Source organism: Bacillus cereus group sp. BfR-BA-01355 (assembly GCF_022663675.1).
GTDB lineage: Bacteria > Bacillota > Bacilli > Bacillales > Bacillaceae_G > Bacillus_A > Bacillus_A thuringiensis_S.
This window is the reverse complement of record NZ_JAKUFY010000017.1, coordinates 20,804-37,772: the sequence shown is the minus strand read 5'-3', so window position 1 is coordinate 37,772 and position 16,969 is coordinate 20,804. Positions and strand designations below refer to the sequence as shown.

Genomic DNA, 16,969 nt, shown 5'->3' with positions numbered 1-16,969 from the left:
GAGCCCATCGGCTCTTTTTTATTTTCCTTCATTCTTCTCTAACACGTATAAATCTTCTTCAATATTCGTTAATTTCTCACTTACAAGCTTTCTTGCATCTCCAATTGCTTGATTGTATGCAAATGGTCCAACTAATTTAATCATCTCTTCTATTAAACGCTCTGCTTGGAAACGTCCAATTTCATCTAAATCTTCTTCCATGAAAAATTGCTGAATTTGTGCTACAAGCTCTTCTTTTTTATCATTTGGTATTTTTATATTCATCATCGTTGTTACTCCTCTATATTTAAGATAATATCTTCCTTAACTCTACCATAGAAAAACGATTACCAGGACAGCTTTTTGTAACTCCTTCTAACTCCCTATGACCGAGTATATTCTCTTTCTTTATAGCAAATTGCTTCATAAATATTTTACATAAAGAATATAATGCATTCACTTGTGCAGGAGTTGGATCGTATTTATCAAAATTTCCCGTCATACATATTCCAATTGTATGGCGGTTATGATCTTTCGCATGCGCTCCAATATGTAAACCTCGTCCTTCCACTACAGTTCCGTCCTCTTCGATAAAATAGTTGTAACCAATCCCGCTCCACCCTTTTACAGTTTGATGAAATTCATGCGTTTTATACACGTCCCATCCATCTTCAGCTGTATGGTGAATAATCAGTTTGTTTACTTTTTCTAAAGGAACTAATTCATCTTGAAATGTTAGATTGACACGTTTAATTTCCATTTGAACTGCCTCCTCTTAAAAATCAATCATAATAATCGTTTTATCATCTGGTCTTATTCTCTTTTCCCCTTCCAGCTCTTCAATGATTGCTACATATTCGTTTATACTATTCTTTCTTATATATGCAACTGTTTGTTCGAGTGGCCAATCTGGGTGAAATAACCCGTCTGAACAAATAAAAATTCCACTCACTTCATCTATATGTAATTCACCATGTTGTAAATAATGTATCGCTTCTTTCATTCCATTTGCAACTGAATAACCATTTGGCATATTTGCAAGATAACGATTGTACTTTAACTGTTCTCGAACATCTTGAAAAACATGTTCCTCCGGGACAGATAAACCTTTCTTACGATCTTCTTCCCTCTTCCTTTTTGCTCGGTTACTAATTCCTTTAACTGTGTCTTTCGTTAATACTTGCATCGTTCCATTTTGAAAAGTTGCGACAATCATACAGTCCCCAAGCTGCGCATATTCAATTTTCTCACCATCTATTTGAACTGCCGCAATACATGTACACCACAAATGATCTTTCTTTCTCGTATCTACTTTATATTCCAACATTTTGCTTTGCAATGCTTCATTTGCTTTTGCAACTGCAAATCGTAACCTATGATTCTCTCGTAATGAAGTAAAATAACTTGCAAATAAATGCGAAGCGATGTATGCTCCATTATGTCCCTTTTCATTCTGAAACGAAACGAGAGGTGTTGCACCATCACATACACCATACATCCTTTTATTCTCATTACAAAAATAGGAATCCTCACATTCATGTTTTAACGGGCTTTTCTGTTGATACGTTTTTATCCTCATATCTGTATCCCCTTTCAAATTACGAAACACTCGAATTCTTTTGATTAATCTAATTTTCCGAAATAAACTGTTTTTCCCTAAAACTTTCAATATCATATATAATCTTGAAATAATATGAATTTTTCAGTGAAGGACGGGAAAGACATGGTCAGATTCCTTGGTGTTATTATCGGTTCTATTATTATCGCGATTGCCTTTAATCTTTTCCTTATCCCCCACAAAATTTTAAGTAGTGGAATTGGCGGAATTGCTATTATTTTAGGGATTGTAACCCCTGTAAACACAGGCATTATTAACTTTGTATTAAACTTACCTATTCTTATTTTAGGGTACATAGGTCTTGGAAAAAAAGTGATTTTCAACACAGTTGTCTCTGTAGTTGTATTATCTGTTGCATTATACTACGTTCCAGTAACAGTCGTAGCAACAGATCCATTGTTATCTTCTATCTTCGGAGGTGTCATCGCCGGAGCTGGTATTGGTCTTGTTTTCAACTGTAATGGATCCACTGGTGGATTTGATATTATCGGTATGCTTTTATCCCGCAAGCGAGACATTAAACTTGGCGGATTCCTTATTGTTTTAAATACAGTCGTTGTAATAATCGCAGGATTCTTCTTCACTTGGGATGTTGCACTTACAAGCTTACTTTCAATTTATGTAACTGGTAAAGTAATTGATGCTGTTCATACAAAACATCGTAAAGTTACACTTATGATTGTAACAAATGAAGCAGAAAAAATGAAAAAACAACTTCTTTCAACTGTTGTACGTGGAATAACGTTACTTGATGGCGAAGGCGCTTATTCAAGCGAGAAAAAGCGTGTACTTATGACGGTCGTTTCTCGTGAAGAATTAGCAAGTATGAAACTAACAATTTCTGAAATCGACCCGAATGCATTCGTTAATATTACAGAAACTGTAGAAGTATTAGGACTTTTCAGAAGAAGTTAAAGACTAGGTGGGAATCCACCTAGTCTTTATTTTGCATAAATTCAATTCGGTTTCCAAATGGATCTGATACGTAAAACCGAATTACATCTGGCCGTGCATAATCATCAATCACTTTAACACCTTGCTCTATCAGTGTTTGCTTAAATTCATTAATTTCATTCACATAAAAAGCTGGATGAGCCTTTTTAGCTGGTGTAAAGTTCCGCTCCACACCAATATGGATTTCTTGATTTCCACACTTAAACCAACATCCACCTCGTTTTTTCAACTCTTCTGGCTTTGGAATTTCTTCCATACCAATTGTATTCCCATAAAAATCACGTGCCTCTTCTTCACACCCTACAGGTGCAGCTACTTGCACGTGATCAATCCCTCTAATATAATTTTTCATATTCCATCCCCTCCTCTACCCTTATGTTATAACGAAAGCATTTCAATGTAACTTACAAAGAAATAATAAAACGATATAAGATTCTCTTATTACTGCATTATATGTTTTTAGTAAAAAAAGAAAATAAATTCAATTCTGTAACTTCATTTTTTATAGAAATATAGGTTATACCTATATTATAGTTATGAATAGACAAATCTTTTTAGATGCTAGTTGTACGGAGGAAATATTATGAGTCGTAAAAAAATTTCATCAACTCAAAGAAAACGTCATCCGAGCATTTCTGGACGTTTGCGAAACCATATGCACGATCGTTCATTAACAGAAATGTACGCATCTCTGTTCGAACACAATCCTGATAGTATTATTTCACTCAATTTAGAGGGCACTATTTTACATATTAATCCTTCTGCTGAAAGAATACTTGGTTACACTTCTTTAGAATTAGGACGTAAAAATATTACCTCTATTTTAGAAGCTCATATTTCTGAGCAAGTATTACAAAATATAAAGAATACTGAAGCGGATAATCAACAAGAGTATATCTTATCTATTTATCATAAAAATGGATTCTTATTAGATGTTGTGACAAAACTAGTTCCTATTTTTGTTCAAAATCGTCTTACTGGCGTATATGCTATTATGAAGCCGCTTGAAAAATCAGAAAGAATTGAGAATATGCTAAAAGAAAGTGAGAAGAGATTACGTACATTAGTAAACTCCATGCCTGCCTTTGTTATATTTAAAGATCATGAAGGGCGCTGGCTTGAGGCAAATGACTACGCACTTTCTTGCTTCAATTTCCATCATGTACCTTACCATGGGAAAAAAGATAGCGAACTCATTCAATATAATGAAGCATACCGAGAAGCTTTTTTACATTGTGAAGAAATTGATGAACTCGCATGGCAACAAAGACAAATTCTTCATGGCGAGGAATTTATTATACATAGAGATGATTTCGATCTAATCTTAAGTATATCAAAAGTCCCGCTTTATCATCCTGACGGTTCTCGCAAAGGTCTTATCGTGATGGGGAGAGATGTTACTGAGCTAAAAGAAACTGAAAAGTTATTACGAAAATCTGAGAAGCTCGCAGTAGTCGGACAACTGACAGCTGGAATTGCCCATGAAATTCGAAATCCACTCACTTCTCTAAAAGGTTTTCTAACGTTGCTCCTCCCTGAAATAAATGAGGAGCAAAAATGGTATATCGATGTTATGTTAAGTGAGATTTCACAAATGGAATCCATCACGAGTCAATTTATGGCGATGTCTAAGCCACAAGTATTATCTATCCAAACTTGTAACATACAAACTTTAATTGAAGAGGTAGTTACATTTATTTTACCGACTGCAATTATGCATAGCGTTCATATCATCATGGATCATTTTGATTACGTATATGATATTCAATGTGACGGTAACCAATTAAAACAAGTTTTTATAAACATATTAAAAAATGCGATAGAAGCGATGCCAAATGGCGGAAATATTTTCATTCAAACAAAACCATTAGAGGATAATTTCATCTTAATACGAATTATCGATGAAGGTTGTGGCATTCCAGAAGATCGTATCTCCCGTCTAGGCGAACCTTTTTATAGTTTAAAAGAAAAAGGCACAGGACTAGGATTAATGATGTGTTACAAAATAATTGAAGAACATCATGGTAAATTACACATTTCAAGCGAATTAAATAAAGGTACGATTGTTGATATTGAGCTACCACTTTCTTCATCTCATCTTGCAATCCAGTCTTAAATAAAAAAGAAGCATCTGCTAATCGTTAGCAGATGCTTCTTTTTTAAAATGCTTTGTCATACCACTCTTTTGCTTTTTCTACTTCACCCATCGTTAATTGATGCCCTCGATTTTCCCAATGTATTGTTACATTCGCGTTTGCATTTTCTAATAGTACCTTCAATTCCTCGGACTCTGCTGATGAACAAATTGGGTCATTTGTCCCAGCAGCAATAAACACAGATTTCCCTGCTAAATTTGCTAATTGCATTCCTCTTCTTGGTACCATTGGGTGATGAAGCACAGCACCTTTCAATGCATTTTCGTAATGGAATAATAAGCTTGCTGCGATATTTGCCCCATTCGAATAACCGATAGCTACAATGTTATTTCTATCGAATTTATATTCTTTAGCCGCTTCATCTAAAAATTCATTTAATTCCTTCGTACGGAAAATTAAATCCTCTTCATCAAAAATGCCTTCTGCTAATCGGCGGAAGAAACGCGGCATCCCATTCTCTAACACATTTCCCCTAACGCTTAATACCGACGCTTCCGGATCAACTATTTCTGCAAGTGGTAGTAAATCTAATTCATTACCACCTGTGCCATGAAGTAATAACAACACTGGTTTTGACGTATCTTTTCCTTTTTGAAAAACATGTTTCATCATAATCCTTTTCCCCCTTCAATCACTTTAATCTAAATTTCTCACTTCAAATGGTAAAAGCGTTTGTTCAATCTGTTTTCTATGTTGTTCATATTGTTCCGGTAACTTTAATTCCTCACCCATCGTCTCTAACGATTCATCATGAGCGAAACCAGGAGGATCTGTTGCAATTTCAAATAAGATTTCACCATGTTCTCTAAAATAAATCGCGTTAAAATAATTTCGGTCTTGTACAGGAGTTACGTGATATCCAAAACGAGACATATGCTCTTTCCAGTCTAGCTGATCTGCATCGTCACTCGCTCTCCAAGCAATATGATGAACTGTGCCAACGCCCATTTGGCCACGACCGATTGTTGATAATTTCAAATCAATAATATTTCCAATGTCAGCAGAAGAACGGAATCGAACAAATTCACCCTCTTCTCCAATTTTCTCAAGACCCATAATATGTTCTAACAATTCAGCTGTTTTTTGAGGCTGTGCAGATAAAAGAACAGCACCTCCAAACCCTTTAATTGCTACTTCTGGTGTAACTTCTCCAAAACTCCAATTATTTAATTCGCCTTCTTCTCTTTCAACTAATTCTATATGCAAACCATGCGGATCATCAAATTCTAAATACTGCTCTCCAAAACGAGTCATTTTTGTATACGAAACATCGAATTTTTCTAATCTATTTTCCCAAAACTCCATTGCACCTTTTGGTACAACGTAAGACGTAATTCCTACTTGACCATCTCCAATAATACCTTGACGAGCACCTGCCCATGGGAAAAACGTAATAATTGTTCCAGGCTTTCCTCCTTCATTTCCAAAATAAAGATGGTACGTACCTGGATCATCAAAATTCACTGTTTGTTTCACTAAACGTAACCCCAATACACCAGCATAAAAATCTACATTTTCTTGTGGATGTCCTACGATTGCTGTAATGTGGTGAATTCCCATCGTTTTCTTTGTCATTTTCTCCGCCCCTTTTTATTTCATTTTAAAAACTTTTATTCATTAAAATTCATTATTCATTTTGTCCATACTGAAAAGTAAAATCCGTCATTATAATCTTATCTCGAATTCGAGATATTAATTATAATATCACACTTGAATGTCTACTTTATCAAAATCATCTCAAATTCGAGATAATTCTCAAAAAATATTTACTCTATTTAAAATCTGTATTCGTAACATAAATTATCTTGAACTCAAATTTATTATAAGTTACTTACTTTTAGTTGTCAACGAATTCCGTATTTTCATTTTAAATAAAAAGAGAGTAAACGCCAGTTTCGTTTACTCTCTTCGCTAATTATTTCGTTTCCTCTTCCAGCACTGCTTCCATCTCATTAAATTCACGATGAACTGCCTTAACGGGTTCTTTCGTTAATAAACTTACAACGATAACAGTTAATAAACTACAGAAGAATCCAGGTACCATTTCATACATAGTCGCTTTTAAACTTGGAATTTGTACCCATGCTATAACAACTACTGCACCAACAATCATACCTGCAAGAACGCCCCACTTATTCGTCCTTTTCCAATATAAACTTAATAAAATAGCTGGTCCGAATGCTGAACCAAATCCAGCCCAGGCATAACCTACAAGTGTTAAAATTGTATCACTTGGATGATACGCTAAAACAACTGCGATCATAGCTACTACTAATACTGATAATCTACCGATAAATACAAGTTCTCTGTCACTTGCGTTACGACGGAAAAATGTTTTATAAAAGTCTTCCGTTACTGCACTTGAAATAACAAGTAATTGTGAGGAAATACTACTCATAATCGAAGCCAAAATAGCTGATAATAAAAATCCTGTAATGTATGGATGGAATAAAATATTTGAGAATGTTACAAAGACCATTTCTGGGTCTTGTAATGTCGCATTATTTTTAGCATAATAAGCGATACCAATTAGACCAGTAAGCATTGCACCTATAATTGAAATCGTCATCCAACCGATACCGATTCTACGAGAAGTTTTTAAATCTTTAATAGAGGTAATTGCCATAAAGCGGACAATAATATGTGGTTGACCAAAATACCCAAGACCCCATGCTAAAAATGAAATAATTCCAAGTATTGTAGTCCCTTTAAACATATCTAAATGTGATGCATCAACTTGCTTAATCGTATTGAATGTTTCTGTTACACCACCGACATCCGTAAAAGCAACAATTGGCACTAGTACAAGCGCAATAAACATAATACACCCTTGCACAAAGTCCGTCCAACTTACGGCTAGAAAACCACCAAATAGTGTATACGCAACAACGACACCCACTGTTACAAATAAACCAATTTTATAATCAAGGTTAAAAGAATTTTCAAACAAACGTCCACCTGAAACTAAACCAGCCGACGCATAAAATGTGAAAAATACTAAAATGACGATAGCGGAGACAAAACGAAGTATTTTCGTACGATCTTTAAACCGATTTTCTAAAAAGTCTGGAATCGTAATTGAATCATTTGCCACTTCTGTATACGTTCGTAAACGCGGGGCAATGATTAAATAGTTTGCATAAGCACCTATTAATAAACCTATCGCAATCCATACACTTGATAATCCTGTTGCATACATCGCACCAGGTAATCCCATTAGCATCCAACCACTCATGTCAGAAGCACCAGCTGATAAAGCTGTAACTGCTGGACCGAGTCCTCTTCCGCCTAACATATAATCTGATAAATCGGATGTCTTCTTATAAGACCAATATCCGATATATAACATACCTGCCATATAAATAGCAAGCGAAACCATAATTTCAATCTTCACCAAATCTCTCCCTTAGCCCATAAGCCATTCAAAATTTCGAAAAATGACTTTTTCTATTTTCTTGTATTCGCTTATGGTTCCCTACCTTAACAAACATTTTTTGTTCTTTCAAGTGAACGAGCACTTTTCATTACATGTGAAAACCTTTATAAACGCCTTTATCCCAGTGGATTACAATGATTTTTCAAGAAATTTAAGTAAAAACATTCAGAAAATTAAACAATGTTTTTTTCACACCTTATTTTCATTCGTTTACCCGATAAATTTTAAAAGAAAAAGCCATACAAATGTATGACTTTTAGCTTATTGACATCTCAATTTTCTCTTTCTCTACATATACTTTACGAAATTTCATATAGCATCCAATACGCCAGGGTACTATATAACAAACCGCAAGAGTGTAGAAAAGAATGCCAATTGACTTTGGATCTAAACCTTGTAAATGTCTTCTAAAATAAGCACGTAAAAGAACGATAACTAAAAATGTAGCAATAAAAGCGATACTTTTTTTCGCATAAATTTGGCCCTCTTCTCTAACTTCATACCCACTTAAAATAATAAGTGGAATTGACAATAACAGACCGATCCCAGCAGCTATACCAATTTGCCAACCAACAAGTTGTATCGGTGCAGCATATAAAGAAAAACCTGGTAATAAGAAGAATAATGGCAATAGTAATCGTCTTCCTTTATTTTTAATTGGTCGATTCATAGAACGCATGCGTCTAAATATAACGAGCCCTATGACGAGTAAAAAAATTGTAATACTGTACGAACCTTGCTGCAAGTGAATCTCTCCCTAAAAATAGTCATTTTTAAAAACACTTCCCTATTATACTCCTAATTTTTCCAAACAATATGATTATTCCTCTGAAAAATCTTACATATCAAATATACTTTTAGATTTGATTTACTATAGGAAACAATTCCGAAAGAGGAACTACTCTCCCCATCTCGTCTTTAAACACAATATGCTCTCTAGTTAAATGGCGCGGGCTCTTCACTCCCGCTGCCGCTGCTAATGAAAATAAACTATATCTCATACTAATAATATAATTCATGACTCGCCACTTCTTCTCATACGGATCTAACGCTTTTTGATAATGCGGATTCGTCGTGGCTACACCAGATGGACATTGGCCAGAATTACATTGAAGGGCCATAATACAGCCGCTTGCCATCATAAATCCGCGGGCTGAACTTACAGCATCCGCTCCAATCGCTAAAGCAATCGCCACTTTATCTGGTGTGATTAATTTCCCCGATGCAAACACTTTGAATTTGTCCCGAACACCATAATGATTCGCTGTATCAATACATGTCAGTAACGCTGGAATAAGCGGCATTCCCATACTATCTGCCATCGATTTATACGTCGCTCCTGATCCACCTTCTGAACCATCAATTGTAATGAAATCTGGATAGATATTTAACTCTTTCATCGTTTTAAATAAATCTTCCAAAGGCTCCTGCTGACCAATTACAATTTTCATTCCAACTGGTTTACCGCCGCTTTCTTGCAACTGTTGAATAAAACAAAGTGTATCCGTTGCATTCTTTAAAAATGAAAATCGATTCGGTGAATTAATCGTCTCTCCCTTTCTGACGTTGCGAACAGAAGCAATTTTCTCATTTACTTTTTGTCCCTCTAGATGACCACCACGTATTTTAGCACCTTGCCCAAATTTCAATTCGAATGCTCTAATATTACTTTCTTTTGCTTTCTCCCTGAATTTTCCCATTGAAAAATTACCGTCCTCATCGCGGTATCCAAATAACCCTGGACCAATTTGCGCAAGGATATTTGCTCCTGTATGTAAATGTTCTGGAATAACGCCACCTTCACCAGTATTAATCCACGATCCGCCTGCCATTTTTGCTCCAAAACCACTCGCTAAAATATAATTTTCTCCAATCGCGCCGTAAGAAGTCGCAGATGCACCAAACATACCATGTAGCTTCCACGGATATTTACGGTTCTCACCGACTATAATTGCATCATCTTCTTCGTACAGCCAAAGATTCGTTGTATCCGCTGTCAATTTTTCTCTTCTTGAAAATAACCCTTCTTTATGAATCACGTACTTTTTACCTTCTCGCTCTTGCGTGAGATTCACACTTAATTCCTCAGTCAATATCGGAAATAATGTATTAGCAATATAATAGCCAGAAGCTTCAAAATCTCGTTTTGATCCAAAACCAAGTATTTCAGAGCGATATTTCGCTAAAAACATAACACTTTGAAAATCATAACGTGAGAAAGGCTTTCCATCCGTATCATGATCAAACCAATATTGTCGAAATTCAGGCCCTATCTTTTCCAGTAAGTAGCGCATTCTTCCTAAGTATGGATGTAACTTTAAAATAGAATGATGTGTTCGTTTTTTTATAAAAAATGTAATGATAAAAAAGACGATTAAAAGCAACATTAAAAATAGTAATATACTAATAATGACGAGTAGCGTTTCACTCATCCCGCTTCCCCCTATAAAATCCCATAATAAAAGGAGAACACTCGATGTGTTCTCCTTTTATCTTTATTCATACTAACGTAACAAGATGCTCTTTCGCGTCATATTCAACTAAACTTTCAGCATGTTTAATTCGATGAACAAAGTCTGGATTAGCAATTAACGGTCTGCCGAATGCCACTACATCAATCGTTCCTTCTTGCAACGCTTCTTCGGCCTCTTTCGGATTTAAATTACCAACCCCAACAATTGTACCATCCCAATATTTTCTTACTAGTTGATGAAAATTCTTTCCGTCAGCAATTTCTTGCGTATAATTCATCGTTGAAGGATGGATCATCGTTAATCCAACTTCTTTGAACATATTTACGAACGTTTCAATTGCAAGCTCAGGATTTTCCCACATATAAGTAGGATTATCACCTTTGAAAGCAGAGAAGCGAAGAAGTGTTTTATTAGCTCCAACAGCTTCTATTACAGCAGCCGTTACTTCTTTCATAAACGTTAACCTTTGTTTTAAATTACCGCCATATTTATCTGTTCGCTTATTCGCAGAGTCATACGTAAATTGATCAATTAAATATCCGTGTGCACCGTGAATTTCTACTCCATCAAATCCAGCTTCGATTGCATTTTTCGCAGCTTGTGCGTATTGACCAATCACTTCTTGTATTTCTTCTAACGTCATTGCTTCTGGCGTATCAAACGGTTTACGAAAACGTGGAACATTTCCCTCTGCAGCGATAGCAGATGGTGCTTGCGGCATTTGGCCACCAATTATTTCATGATGACTCATACGCCCAACATGCCATATTTGAGCAATAATCGTCCCGCCTTCTTTATGTACTGCCTCTGTAACAGGTTTCCAAGAATTGATTTGTTCTTGTGTATAAATTCCTGGTACTCCTGGATTCCCTTTCGCTCTTGGACTAATGACAATTCCTTCTGTAATAATTAATCCAACTCCGTCAGCAGCACGCTTTCTATAGTATTCCACTACATCAGCACCCACTGCTCCAGTCTCATTATCTGCAAAGCATCTTGTCATTGGTGCCATTGCTATACGATTACGAAGAGACCAAGCTCCAATTTGAATTGGATCAAACAACTTTGTTTCTTCAACGTTTTCAAAAGATCCCCCAGCGTTTACATTTGTTCCTTCATAAATACTCGCTGCTTTATTACTTGAACTTGTCATCTTTCTTCCCCCTAAAAAATCTTACTATAATCGCATCATACTTACTTTTAGATAGTAACGTCAATTTTTACGACTTTACAATAAAAAATTCGAATATAAAAAAAATAAAATGCTATAAATAATATTAAAAAGGTTTCCTTAGAAGGAAACCTTTTTTGTTGAACATATATGGTTGTCAATTCATTTATCTCTTTAATATAAAAAATACCTTATCAATAGAAGTGAATATGGTTCAGTATTCTTCTAAAAATAATAACTTATATACCTAAAACAATGAAAGCCCTACCTCTCTTTCATCCTTACGGCTCCTCGTCCGTGCCAGTGTGAATCAGGATTGCAAAAATCAAGTAACTATTTTATCGAAGTATTCAATTAAACTTCGAACATTCATAAATGAAATTAAAAAATAAAAATGGATTTGATTGTAGTAATAACAATAGAGGTAATGCTCTAAAAGTGGTGTGAAAGAGTTGAATGTCTTTGAAATGATAAATTTTCTATAATTATGTTCCCAAAAAATTCAAGATCTTTTTTGGGATATAATACATTATTTGTAATGAACCTTAACAAAAGCTTTTTATCTGATTTTCTGTGATACCTTCAATTAATCCCAGCTCACTAATCAAAAATTCATATGCGTTATCTAACATCTTCTTTTCGCTTGCATTAAGTGCTTTTTCTTTCTGTATACGCATTAAATCACGCACAACTTCAGCACCTTCTTGCATTTTACCCGTCTTTATTTTATCAGTGTTCAATTTATACCTTTGTTTCCACGTAAGTAATCTATCTGACTCCCCATGTTGAAAAATATCCATTATGTGTACTAATGCGGTTATATCCGTAACTGGTCGTATATTCGAATTCGATATTCTCCCTGCTGGAATCATTAGTTCCATATTACTAGCCGACATTTTTATAACATAATACTGTTGTTTTTCTCCTGAGATTTCCTTCTCTTCTATGGCTTTAATTATACCTGCTCCCTGCATTGGATAAACAATGTTATCGCCAATTTGAAACAAATAATCCACCTCCATATATGGTAACCTTCTCAAGTTTAACACACTTTTAGTTTTTTAGCAAAAATTTTATTTTATCATAAAATTATTTTACAAGTCAACACTTCAGAAGCAAGAAATTAAATTTACACAATATACTATAACAACCCGCAATTTTATTAACGGTTCCATACACATTCATTCTCTTTTAACATAAAAACACATCACTACTTTTGAGTAGTAATGTGTTTTTGATAATGCATAGATAAAGATCTACTTTTCCGTCTATATACTAACCTGCTTACTAACTATTTCCCTCGCTAAAAGAAAACTCATAATTACTTGCGCAGCTACTCGGCTCGTCATATCCCTAAAATCAAGAGTTGGATCAATCTCTACTATATCCATTCCTTGAACGAGCGGTTCTTTACCAAGGAATTCAATCGCATCTAGTAAAGTCGTACTATCCATTCCACCAGGCCCAATTGCTGGACAACCTGGTGCAAACGCTTGGTCTAGTACATCCATATCAAGAGAAATATAAATAGAAGTCACACCTTGTTTTCTTAATACTTCAATACTTTCCGTGATAATATCTTTTATTTCTCGCTCTCGTACGTCTTTCATTGTATACACTGTTACGCCATGCTCTATTGCATATTCATGGTACGCACGTGCGTTAGAAAAATTACGAATTCCAATTTGAACAAGTTGTTTCCCTGTAATGACATCATTTTCTAATAAACTACGGAATGGTGTACCATTTGACGGGCCTCCATCATCTAAATTACGTAAATCATGATGAGCATCAAATTGAATAATCCCGACCTTTCCTTTACTGTTTGTAAAGCCTGTTATACTCGGAAAACTAATCGAGTGGTCACCACCAAGAACGATTGGTATCATGTTCGGATTTACTTTCGTTACATGACCAACTGTTTTCGCAATTCGGTTATGACTTTCTTTTATATCCGTCACATGCATCGTGATATCGCCGCAATCATATAAGACACTTTCTTTCATATCGTGTTCTTCTGTAATTGCGTACGTACTATATGCATCTAACATCGCACGAATTGTTTTTGGAGCAAAACTTGCTCCTGAATGACTAATAGATGGCTTAGAAAGGGGTGCTCCAATTAAGGCAGCACCGAATATTTCTACGCCTTCCTCCCAATCTTTAATCATCTCACTCCATTTTGTCACTTCACGATCAATAAACTTTGCATTCTTCTTTAAATAGTGGCCGTGCTCCACGATTGTTCACCTCTTGTATATGCAATATTACCATTCTTCCATACTGTATTCACATGACTTACGCCGTAATGATACGGTACGTAAGCATAATTATAAGCATCCCATAAAACTAAATCTGCCTTACGACCAACTCTAATTTTCCCAGCTACATCACCACGGTTAATGGCATATGATGAGTTAACCGTTACGGCATTCCACACTTCTTCTGGTGTCATTTTCAGTTTTAGCATCGCAATGCTCATAATAAGCTGAATATTTTCAGTTGGACAGCTACCTGGGTTAAAGTCTGTAGCTAACGCAACTGCAACACCTTCATCAATCATTTTACGACCACGAGCAAAGCTTTCTTTATTTAAATAGAAAGTTGTTCCTGGTAATAATGTTGCTACTGTATTCGAGTTTGCAAGCATTTCAATCCCTTTATCAGAAGCGCCAACTAAATGGTCCGCTGATGCTGCACCAATTTCTGCCGCTGCTTCCGCACCACCAAGAGGGTCTATTTCATCCGCATGAATTTTCACATCAAAGCCAAGCTCTTTCGCTTTTAATAAAAACTCTTTTGATTCTTCGACAGAGAACACACCTGTTTCACAGAAAATATCAACGAACTCCGCTAATTGCTTCTCTTTCATTTCTGGCAATAAGTCTAACATCCATTGTAAAAATTCTTTCGATCTACCTTTATATTCTTTCGGAACTGCATGAGCACCTAAAAATGTGGAAACTAAATCGATCGGATGCTCTTTTTGTAATTGTGCTGTTGCCTCTAATTGTTTCCATTCCGTCTCATCATCTAATCCGTAACCGCTCTTCGCTTCTACAGTAGTAACTCCGAAAGATAGCATACGGTCTAAATGGAATTTCGCTTTTTGAACAAGTTCTTCCTTCGACGCCTGTTTCGTTGCATTTACAGTTGAAAGAATACCTCCGCCTTGTTCTAAAATTTCTAAGTACGGAACTCCTTGTAATTTTAGTGCGATTTCATTTTCGCGAGATCCACCAAATACAAGATGAGTATGCGGATCAACAAGACCAGGAGAAACCATTTTCCCGCCGCAATCAATAACTTCTTTCGCCTGAAGTCCTTTCGCTTCTTCCGCTGTTCCAACGAAAGTGATTACATCATTTTCAATTCCAACCACACCGTTTTCGATAACAGGAAGCGTGTTCATCGCTTCCCGTCTTAACAAGCCATCTTCTTGATCCATTGTTAGTAATTGACCGATATTTATTAGTAAAGTGTCCAGCATGTTTTCTCCCCCTTATTTCATCATTGGAATGTTAACGCCTTTTTCTTTCGCAGTTTCCACTGCTAAGTCATATCCTGCATCAACGTGACGAACAACACCCATACCAGGGTCAGAAGTTAATACGCGCTCAATACGTTTTGCTGCTGCTTCTGTTCCATCTGCAACAATAACCATTCCAGCGTGAAGTGAATAACCCATACCAACGCCGCCACCGTGGTGAACAGATACCCAACTCGCACCGTTTACACTATTAATTAATGCATTTAAAATTGGCCAGTCTGCTACTGCATCACTACCGTCTTTCATCGCTTCTGTTTCACGGTTTGGAGATGCTACTGAACCGCAATCTAAATGGTCACGACCAATAACGATCGGTGCTGATAATTCACCATTTGCCACCATTTCATTAATGATGCGGCCAAACTTCGCACGCTCACCGTAACCTAGCCAACAAATACGTGATGGAAGCCCTTGGAACTCCACTTGTTGACGCGCCATACGAATCCAGTTACATAAATGCTCATTGTCAGCGAATTCTCGTAAAATTACTTCATCTGTTTTATAAATATCTTCTGGATCACCAGAAAGAGCTACCCAGCGGAATGGTCCTTTTCCTTCACAGAATAATGGACGAATAAATGCTGGAACAAATCCTGGGAAATCGAAAGCATTTTTCAAACCTTCATCGAAAGCAACTTGGCGAATGTTATTTCCATAATCAAATGTAATTGCGCCTTTTTCTTGCATCGCAAGCATTGCTTCTACGTGCTTTGTCATACTTTCTTTTGATAATTGTACGTAACGTTCTGGGTCTTCTTCACGAAGTTTCGCTGCCTCTTCTAACGTATAACCTACTGGAATATAACCGTTTAATGGATCATGAGCAGATGTTTGGTCCGTAACTAAGTCAGGGATAATATTACGATTTACTAACTCAGGTAAAATTTCTGCTGCATTACCTAATAATCCAATTGAAATAGGCTCTTTCTTCTCTTTATACTCGTTTGCAATAGCCAATGCTTCTTCTAATGATTCTGTATACTTATCACAATATCTCTTTTCAATACGACGATCGATGCTGCGCTTATCTACATCAATAGCAATGACAACACCGCCATTCATCGTTACAGCAAGAGGTTGTGCACCACCCATACCACCTAAACCAGCAGTAAGTGTTAATGTACCTTTTAATGAACCATCGAAATGTTGACGAGCTGCCTCACCAAATGTTTCATATGTTCCTTGTAGAATCCCTTGTGTTCCAATGTAAATCCAGCTACCAGCTGTCATTTGTCCGTACATCATAAGTCCTTTTTTCTCTAGTTCTCGGAAGTGATCCCAATTCGCCCATTTTGGTACTAAGTTTGAGTTCGCTAACAGAACGCGCGGTGCATCTTCATGTGATTTAAAAATGGCAACTGGTTTTCCTGATTGAACAAGTAACGTTTCATCGCTTTCTAACGTTTTTAATGAATCTACAATTGCATTGTAGCTTCCCCAGTTACGAGCTGCACGGCCAATTCCGCCATATACAACTAATTCTTCTGGTTTTTCAGCAACTTCAGGATCTAAATTGTTCATTAACATACGAAGTGCAGCTTCTTGCACCCACCCTTTCGTTTGTAACTCTGTACCTCTTGGCGCGCGAATTGTTTGTTGTATTTTTTCCATTTCAATCTCTCCCTTTTCTC

Annotated in this window: 16 protein-coding genes; 2 read left to right on the top strand and 14 right to left on the bottom strand. The window is 36.1% G+C overall.

Annotated elements, in window-relative coordinates; translation table 11 throughout:
• Positions 1-18: 18 nt before the first annotated feature.
• The 3 genes from MR167_RS08185 to MR167_RS08175 are packed head-to-tail and all read right to left on the bottom strand — an operon-like array spanning position 19 to position 1,558.
• On the bottom strand, positions 19-267 hold the full coding sequence (locus MR167_RS08185) for a DUF2164 domain-containing protein (protein WP_000981064.1): 249 nt from the start codon (positions 265-267) through the stop codon (positions 19-21).
• 19 nt (positions 268-286) lie between these two features.
• Positions 287-739 (bottom strand): peptidoglycan recognition protein family protein, encoded by a 453-nt coding sequence (locus tag MR167_RS08180; protein WP_000403998.1) that lies wholly within the window; start codon positions 737-739, stop codon positions 287-289.
• A gap of 15 nt (positions 740-754) precedes the next feature.
• Positions 755-1,558, bottom strand: coding sequence for a protein phosphatase 2C domain-containing protein (locus MR167_RS08175; RefSeq protein WP_137073301.1), 804 nt, complete (start codon positions 1,556-1,558; stop codon positions 755-757).
• A gap of 144 nt (positions 1,559-1,702) precedes the next feature.
• Here MR167_RS08175 and MR167_RS08170 point away from each other — a divergent pair, with 144 nt between their 5' ends.
• Positions 1,703-2,512 (top strand): YitT family protein, encoded by an 810-nt coding sequence (locus tag MR167_RS08170; protein WP_241670110.1) that lies wholly within the window; start codon positions 1,703-1,705, stop codon positions 2,510-2,512.
• 19 nt (positions 2,513-2,531) lie between these two features.
• Here the strand turns inward: MR167_RS08170 and MR167_RS08165 are convergent, their stop codons facing one another.
• Positions 2,532-2,903: a VOC family protein gene (locus MR167_RS08165; protein WP_242314358.1), complete on the bottom strand. Its 372-nt coding sequence runs from the start codon at positions 2,901-2,903 to the stop codon at positions 2,532-2,534.
• A gap of 231 nt (positions 2,904-3,134) precedes the next feature.
• Between MR167_RS08165 and MR167_RS08160 the strand changes: the two genes are divergently transcribed.
• Entirely contained in the window at positions 3,135-4,667 is a 1,533-nt protein-coding gene (locus MR167_RS08160) for a BA3702 family sensor histidine kinase (RefSeq protein ID WP_242314356.1), read from the top strand.
• 43 nt (positions 4,668-4,710) lie between these two features.
• Here MR167_RS08160 and MR167_RS08155 read toward each other — a convergent pair whose 3' ends face one another.
• The 10 genes from MR167_RS08155 to hutU all read right to left on the bottom strand — a co-directional run bounded on the left by MR167_RS08155 (position 4,711) and on the right by hutU (position 16,949).
• Positions 4,711-5,319: an alpha/beta hydrolase gene (locus MR167_RS08155; protein WP_000975487.1), complete on the bottom strand. Its 609-nt coding sequence runs from the start codon at positions 5,317-5,319 to the stop codon at positions 4,711-4,713.
• Between the two features lie 24 nt (positions 5,320-5,343).
• Positions 5,344-6,282 carry a ring-cleaving dioxygenase gene (locus MR167_RS08150; RefSeq protein ID WP_137073303.1) on the bottom strand — a complete coding sequence of 313 codons (939 nt, stop codon included), beginning with the start codon at positions 6,280-6,282 and terminating at the stop codon, positions 5,344-5,346.
• 340 nt (positions 6,283-6,622) lie between these two features.
• Positions 6,623-8,101: a sodium/proline symporter PutP gene (gene putP / locus MR167_RS08145; RefSeq protein ID WP_000687593.1), complete on the bottom strand. Its 1,479-nt coding sequence runs from the start codon at positions 8,099-8,101 to the stop codon at positions 6,623-6,625.
• Between the two features lie 298 nt (positions 8,102-8,399).
• Positions 8,400-8,888: a CcdC protein domain-containing protein gene (locus MR167_RS08140; RefSeq protein ID WP_242314354.1), complete on the bottom strand. Its 489-nt coding sequence runs from the start codon at positions 8,886-8,888 to the stop codon at positions 8,400-8,402.
• Positions 8,889-9,000: 112 nt separating this feature from the next.
• Entirely contained in the window at positions 9,001-10,575 is a 1,575-nt protein-coding gene (locus tag MR167_RS08135; protein WP_000005159.1) for an FMN-binding glutamate synthase family protein, read from the bottom strand.
• Positions 10,576-10,642: 67 nt separating this feature from the next.
• Positions 10,643-11,770, bottom strand: a complete 1,128-nt coding sequence (locus MR167_RS08130; RefSeq protein ID WP_242314352.1) for an alkene reductase — start codon at positions 11,768-11,770, stop codon at positions 10,643-10,645.
• A 563-nt stretch (positions 11,771-12,333) separates the two neighbouring features.
• A complete protein-coding gene (locus tag MR167_RS08125; protein ID WP_170264802.1) occupies positions 12,334-12,795 on the bottom strand; it encodes a CarD family transcriptional regulator in 462 nt (153 codons plus the stop codon).
• A gap of 261 nt (positions 12,796-13,056) precedes the next feature.
• On the bottom strand, positions 13,057-14,028 hold the full coding sequence (gene hutG, locus MR167_RS08120; protein ID WP_242314350.1) for a formimidoylglutamase: 972 nt from the start codon (positions 14,026-14,028) through the stop codon (positions 13,057-13,059).
• Positions 14,007-15,278 carry an imidazolonepropionase gene (gene hutI, locus MR167_RS08115; RefSeq protein WP_000887549.1) on the bottom strand — a complete coding sequence of 424 codons (1,272 nt, stop codon included), beginning with the start codon at positions 15,276-15,278 and terminating at the stop codon, positions 14,007-14,009. Before hutI ends, hutG begins: the two co-directional genes overlap by 22 nt.
• Positions 15,279-15,290: 12 nt before the next feature.
• On the bottom strand, positions 15,291-16,949 hold the full coding sequence (gene hutU, locus MR167_RS08110; protein WP_242314348.1) for a urocanate hydratase: 1,659 nt from the start codon (positions 16,947-16,949) through the stop codon (positions 15,291-15,293).
• Between the last annotated feature and the right edge of the window lie 20 nt (positions 16,950-16,969).

Excerpts from the sequence above, each read along its gene's own strand:
- MR167_RS08185 (WP_000981064.1), bottom strand. The coding sequence starts at position 267 with ATGATGAATATAAAAATACCAAATGATAAAAAAGAAGAGCTTGTAGCA.
- MR167_RS08180 (WP_000403998.1), bottom strand. The coding sequence starts at position 739 with ATGGAAATTAAACGTGTCAATCTAACATTTCAAGATGAATTAGTTCCT.
- MR167_RS08175 (WP_137073301.1), bottom strand. The coding sequence starts at position 1,558 with ATGAGGATAAAAACGTATCAACAGAAAAGCCCGTTAAAACATGAATGT.
- MR167_RS08170 (WP_241670110.1), top strand. The coding sequence starts at position 1,703 with ATGGTCAGATTCCTTGGTGTTATTATCGGTTCTATTATTATCGCGATT.
- MR167_RS08165 (WP_242314358.1), bottom strand. The coding sequence starts at position 2,903 with ATGAAAAATTATATTAGAGGGATTGATCACGTGCAAGTAGCTGCACCT.
- MR167_RS08160 (WP_242314356.1), top strand. The coding sequence starts at position 3,135 with ATGAGTCGTAAAAAAATTTCATCAACTCAAAGAAAACGTCATCCGAGC.
- MR167_RS08155 (WP_000975487.1), bottom strand. The coding sequence starts at position 5,319 with ATGATGAAACATGTTTTTCAAAAAGGAAAAGATACGTCAAAACCAGTG.
- MR167_RS08150 (WP_137073303.1), bottom strand. The coding sequence starts at position 6,282 with ATGACAAAGAAAACGATGGGAATTCACCACATTACAGCAATCGTAGGA.
- MR167_RS08135 (WP_000005159.1), bottom strand. The coding sequence starts at position 10,575 with ATGAGTGAAACGCTACTCGTCATTATTAGTATATTACTATTTTTAATG.
- MR167_RS08130 (WP_242314352.1), bottom strand. The coding sequence starts at position 11,770 with ATGACAAGTTCAAGTAATAAAGCAGCGAGTATTTATGAAGGAACAAAT.
- hutI (WP_000887549.1), bottom strand. The coding sequence starts at position 15,278 with ATGCTGGACACTTTACTAATAAATATCGGTCAATTACTAACAATGGAT.
- hutU (WP_242314348.1), bottom strand. The coding sequence starts at position 16,949 with ATGGAAAAAATACAACAAACAATTCGCGCGCCAAGAGGTACAGAGTTA.